The sequence below is a fragment of the Corynebacterium sp. genome (assembly GCF_012837295.1).
In the GTDB taxonomy this organism is placed as follows: Bacteria; Actinomycetota; Actinomycetes; order Mycobacteriales; family Mycobacteriaceae; genus Corynebacterium.
The window spans coordinates 1-5,103 of sequence record NZ_DURI01000259.1 but is presented as its reverse complement, the minus strand read 5'-3'; the positions used below and the strand labels follow the sequence as shown (position 1 = coordinate 5,103).

At 70.6% G+C, this 5,103-nt stretch carries 6 protein-coding genes; 5 read left to right on the top strand and 1 reads right to left on the bottom strand.

The window, feature by feature from the left end; genetic code table 11:
- Positions 1-39: 39 nt before the first annotated feature.
- Both GX015_RS08585 and GX015_RS08580 read left to right on the top strand, forming a co-directional pair.
- A complete protein-coding gene (locus tag GX015_RS08585; protein WP_291344374.1) occupies positions 40-741 on the top strand; it encodes a polysaccharide deacetylase family protein in 702 nt (233 codons plus the stop codon).
- Entirely contained in the window at positions 738-1,229 is a 492-nt protein-coding gene (locus tag GX015_RS08580) for a glutathione peroxidase (RefSeq protein WP_291344372.1), read from the top strand. Before GX015_RS08585 ends, GX015_RS08580 begins: the two co-directional genes overlap by 4 nt.
- Here GX015_RS08580 and GX015_RS08575 read toward each other — a convergent pair.
- Entirely contained in the window at positions 1,195-2,022 is an 828-nt protein-coding gene (locus GX015_RS08575) for a CHAP domain-containing protein (protein WP_291344370.1), read from the bottom strand. The two genes, GX015_RS08580 and GX015_RS08575, sit on opposite strands and share 35 nt — an antisense overlap.
- 110 nt (positions 2,023-2,132) lie before the next feature.
- Between GX015_RS08575 and purS the strand changes: the two genes are divergently transcribed.
- The 3 genes from purS to purL all read left to right on the top strand — a co-directional run.
- Entirely contained in the window at positions 2,133-2,375 is a 243-nt protein-coding gene (gene purS, locus GX015_RS08570) for a phosphoribosylformylglycinamidine synthase subunit PurS (protein WP_082144605.1), read from the top strand.
- On the top strand, positions 2,372-3,043 hold the full coding sequence (gene purQ / locus GX015_RS08565; RefSeq protein WP_291344367.1) for a phosphoribosylformylglycinamidine synthase subunit PurQ: 672 nt from the start codon (positions 2,372-2,374) through the stop codon (positions 3,041-3,043). Before purS ends, purQ begins: the two co-directional genes overlap by 4 nt.
- Positions 3,044-3,056: 13 nt before the next feature.
- Positions 3,057-5,103 (top strand): phosphoribosylformylglycinamidine synthase subunit PurL (purL, locus tag GX015_RS08560; RefSeq protein ID WP_291344365.1); only part of this gene is annotated, 2,047 nt, incomplete at its 3' end.

The following is a 5,103-nucleotide window of genomic DNA, read 5'->3' as shown; positions in this document are numbered from 1 at the left end:
CGTCACCGCGAATTCACCCTGCGATGTTCTGATGGCCGCATGACCGCCATCTCGCCCGCCCTCGTGGTGTCGGTGTCGGGCATCCGGGATGACCGGCTGCTCGACGCCGCACGTTTCATCGCCGCCCTGGAGTACCGGGGCATTTCGCCGTCCCTGCTGGTCGCGCCGCATCTGGGCGGCGATTGGTCGTTGCGGGATTCGCCGGCGGTGCTCGATTGGGTGCGGCGCAGGCGCGACGAGGGCGCGGAGATCCTGCTGGCGGGCTACGACCAGTCCGACCGCGGCCGCCGGGGCGAGTTCGCGGCGCTCGATTCCCACGAGGCGCGGCTGCGCCTGACGGCGGCCACCCGCCAGATGAAAACGCTGGATCTGGAGACCGACATCTTCGCCCCGCCGCGCTGGCTGATGTCGCCCGGCACCCTCGAGGTGCTGCCGGACCTGGGCTTCCGCATCGCCGCCGACCTGCACGGCGTCCACGATCTGGTCACCGGCGCCACCGACCCCACCCGTGTCCTGGCGGTGGGCGAGGGCTTCGGCGCGGCGCGCTGGTGGCGCCGCGCGATGCGCAATTCCGTCAACCGCGCGCTCGCCGACGGCCGGCCGATCCGCATTTCGGTGTCGGCTGCGCGGCTGCGCGACGAGAAGGTCCGCCGCGACATCCTCCGCCTGCTCGATCTGGCCATGTCCGCCGGCGTCTCCCCGGCGGGCTACGGCGCGGTGCCCCTACGATGGGCGGCATGAGCTCCCTCTACGACATTCCCGTCACCACCATCGACGGCCGCGAGACCACGCTGGCGGATTGGGCGGGCCACGTGCTGCTCATCGTCAACGTCGCCAGCGAGTGCGGCCTGACCGAGCAGTACAGCGCGCTGCAGGAACTCCAGGACGAGTTCGCGATGCGCGGCTTTTTCGTCCTCGGCTTCCCGTGCAACCAGTTCGGCGGCCAGGAGCCCGGCACCGAGGAGGAGATCGCCGAGTTCTGCTCGTCGAACTTCGGGGTGGGCTTCCCCATGTTCGCCAAGATCGACGTCAACGGCGAGAACGCGCACCCGCTGTATCAGCGGCTGACGCAGGTCGCCGACGCCGACGGCGAGGCCGGCGACGTCGCGTGGAACTTCGAGAAGTTCGTCGTCGACGACTCCGGCGAGATCGTCGGCCGCTTCCGCCCCCGCACAGAGCCCGACGACGACGCGATCATCGACCTGATCGAGGAGCACTTGCCGGTGTGACGGTGGGGCGGGGGCCGATCTGCGGGTCCGGTTCCTCGTCTTCTGGCACGTCGTCGGGATCCAGCGGATCATCCGCCCCGGCGCCCGCCGCTTCCGCCGCAGCCTCCGCCGCGGCCGGGTCCTCCAGCCGCCCGGTGGCGCCCCAGCCCATGATCCCCCCGCGATTGCGCAGGTTCATGCTGGCCAGGCCCACGCCGCCGAGCTCGTCGCCGCCGACGGTGACCACGTCGCCGTGCACGGCCACGACCATGTTGACGTGGTGTCCGAACGGCCACGGGTAGTCGTAGAAGATCAGGTCGCCCACCTGCGGCGAAAACTCCGGATCCGCCTCCGCGTCGATGTACGCGCCACGGTCGGCCATCGCGCCGGTCAGCTCCAGCGTGTCGGCGACCAGCCACGCATCCGGGTTCCCCGGCTTTTCCGGGCGCACGGGCAGGCCGGCCTCGCTGAGCACCCACGACACGAACGCCGCGTCCCACGGACCATCGGGATCCGGGGCGGCCCCGTCCTTCGGCGGGATCCCGCTTTCCGACGGCCCGGCGTCCCCGTCCCCTCGCGTGAAGTACCTGGAGCCGTCCGGTTGGTCCTCGTGCTGGACGCGGGTGATCTCGACGATCTTCTGCTGGTACACGGGGCGTTCCGGATCCGGCATGGGGAAGGTGCCCCCGCGCCAGGCCAGGAGGTTGACGGGGCCCCACAGCGTCATCGCCGCCCCGAACACGAAAACGAAGGCCAATAGCAGAATCGGCCACGGCACGGGGCCGAAACGGCGGGGTTCGCGGGCGTCGGTCATGCCGACAGGATAGCGGCGGGTGGGGATCGCCCCGCCGCCTAGTAGAGTTGACCCCGGATATGCGTCCCGCGACCAGGCGGGGCTTCCCACCAAACAACAGGAGCACTTACGTGGCGCGTGTAGTTGTCAATGTGATGCCCAAGGCGGAGATCCTCGACCCGCAGGGCCAGGCCGTCCACCGGGCCCTGGGGCGCATCGGCGTCTCCGGGGTGTCGGACGTTCGCCAGGGCAAGCGATTCGAGCTCGAGGTCGACGATTCCGTCTCCGACGAGGACCTGAACCGCCTGGCGGAGACCCTGCTGGCCAACACGGTCATCGAGGACTTCGAGGTCGTGCGCGGGGAGGGCAAGTGACCGCCAAGATCGGCGTCATCACCTTCCCCGGCACGCTCGATGACGTCGACGCGCTGCGCGCCGCCCGCCTGGCCGGTGCCGAGCCGGTCGAGCTGTGGCACGCCGACGCCGACCTGAAGGGCGTCGACGCCGTCGTCGTCCCGGGCGGCTTCTCCTACGGCGACTACCTGCGCAGCGGCGCGATCTCCGCGCTGGCGCCCGTCATGCGTTCGGTCATCGACGCCGCGGGCAAGGGCATGCCGGTGCTGGGCATCTGCAACGGTTTCCAGATCCTCACCGAGGCCGGCCTGCTGCCCGGCGCCCTGACCCGCAACGAGGGCCTGCACTTCGTGTGCCGCGACCTGCACCTGAAGGTGGAGAACGCCGACACCGCGTGGACGTCGTCGCTGACCGCCGGCCAGGAGATCCTCATCCCCTCCAAGCACGGCGAGGGCCGCTTCCAGGCCGCCCCCGACACCATCCGCGAGCTGGAGGACGAGGGCCGCGTGGTGTTCCGCTACGTCGAGAACCCCAACGGCTCCATCAACGACATTGCCGGCGTGTGCAGCGCCGACGGCCGCGTCGTGGGCCTCATGCCGCACCCGGAGCACGCCGTCGAGGCGCTGACCGGCCCGTCGCTCGACGGTCTCGAGCTGTTCCTGTCCGCCGTCTCCACCATCGGCGCGTAAAGGGAGGATCGCCATGACCGACATCAACGTCCACGACGACACCGTCGACAACGCCGCCGCCACTCCCGAGCTGGATCAGCCCTGGGCCGAGCTGGGACTGAAGGAGGACGAGTACGCCCGCATCCGCGAGATCCTCGGCCGCCGCCCCACCGACGCCGAGCTGGCCATGTACTCCGTCATGTGGTCCGAGCACTGCTCCTACAAGTCGTCGAAGGTGCACCTGCGCTACTTCGGCGAGACCACGACCGATGCGATGAAGGAGAAGATGCTCGCCGGCATCGGCGAGAACGCCGGCGTCGTCGACATCGGCGACGGCTGGGCCGTCACTTTCAAGGTCGAGTCCCACAACCACCCGTCCTACGTCGAGCCGTACCAGGGCGCCGCCACCGGCGTCGGCGGCATCGTTCGCGACATCATGGCCATGGGCGCCCGTCCGGTCGCCGTGATGGACCAGCTGCGCTTCGGCGCGGCCGACGCCCCGGACACCCAGCGCGTGCTGCCGGGCGTCGTCGCCGGCGTCGGCGGCTACGGCAACTGCCTGGGCCTGCCGAACATCGGCGGCGAGACCGTCTTCGACGAGTCCTACGCCGGCAACCCCCTGGTCAATGCGCTGTGCGTCGGCGTGCTGCCGGTCGAGGACCTGCACCTGGCGTTCGCGTCGGGCACCGGCAACCGCGTCGTTCTCTTCGGCTCCCGCACGGGCCTCGACGGCATCGGCGGCGTGTCGGTGCTGGCGTCGGACACCTTCGAGGAGGGCGCGGAGCGCAAGCTGCCGGCCGTCCAGGTCGGCGACCCGTTCGCCGAGAAGGTGCTCATCGAGTGCTGCCTCGACCTGTACAAGGCCGGCGTCGTCGTCGGCATCCAGGACCTCGGCGGCGCGGGCCTGTCCTGCGCCGTGTCGGAGCTGGCGGCCGCCGGCGACGGCGGCATGGAGGTCAACCTGGACAACGTGCACCTGCGCGCGGAGAACATGACCGCCGCGGAGATCCTGTCGTCGGAGTCCCAGGAGCGCATGTGCGCCGTGGTGAAGCCGGAGGACATGGACGAGTTCATGGCCATCTGCGCCAAGTGGGACGTCATCGCGTCCGACATCGGCGTGGTCACCGACGGCACCAACCTGGTCATCACCCACGGCGGCAAGACGGTCGTCGACGCCCCGCCGAAGACCATCGCCGACGAGGGCCCGACCTACCACCGCCCGTACGCCCGCCCGGAGTGGCAGGACGCGCTGCAGGCGGACCCGGAGCTGACCCGCCCGTCGTCCTCTGATGAGCTGCGCAAGACCGTGCTGGACCTCGCCGCCTCGCCGGCGTTGTGCTCGCGCGCGCACATCACCGAGCAGTACGACCGCTACGTGCGCGGCAACACCGTCGCCGCGAAGCACGCCGACGCCGGCGTGCTGCGCGTCAACGAGGAGACCGGCCGCGGCGTGGCCATCTCCACCGACGCGTCGGGCCGCTACACCAAGCTCGACCCGCGCACGGGCGTCCGCCTGGCGCTGGCCGAGGCGCACCGCAACGTGTCCGTCACCGGCGCGATGCCGTACGCGGTGTCGAACTGCCTGAACTTCGGCTCGCCGGAGAACCCGGACGCCATGTGGCAGTTCGCCGAGGCCGTCCGCGGCCTGGCCGACGGCGCCGCTGAGCTGGACGTGCCCGTCACCGGCGGCAACGTGTCGTTCTACAACCAGACCGGCGACGAGCCGATCCTGCCGACCCCGGTCATCGCGGTGCTGGGCATCGTGGAGGACGTGGAAAAGGTCATCGGCAACCGCCTCGCGCAGGACGGCGCCGACGACGAGGTCCTGTACCTCCTCGGCGACACCGCCGACGAGCTGGGCGGTTCGATCTGGCAGCAGGTCGCCCACGATGCGCTGGGCGGCATGCCGCCGGCCATCGACCTGGCCGACGAGGACAAGCTGACGCAGTTCTTCCACGGCACCATCGAGTCCCGCGGCGAGCACTTCGCCACCGCCGCGCGCGACCTGTCGGAGGGCGGCCTGTCGCAGGCCGTCGTCGAGGCCGCGGTCCAGTCGGGCGTCGGCATCGAGATTTCGCTTG

Coding starts and splice junctions, on each gene's coding strand:
- GX015_RS08585 (WP_291344374.1), top strand. CDS start 40: ATGACCGCCATCTCGCCCGCCCTCGTGGTGTCGGTGTCGGGCATCCGG.
- GX015_RS08580 (WP_291344372.1), top strand. CDS start 738: ATGAGCTCCCTCTACGACATTCCCGTCACCACCATCGACGGCCGCGAG.
- GX015_RS08575 (WP_291344370.1), bottom strand. CDS start 2,022: ATGACCGACGCCCGCGAACCCCGCCGTTTCGGCCCCGTGCCGTGGCCG.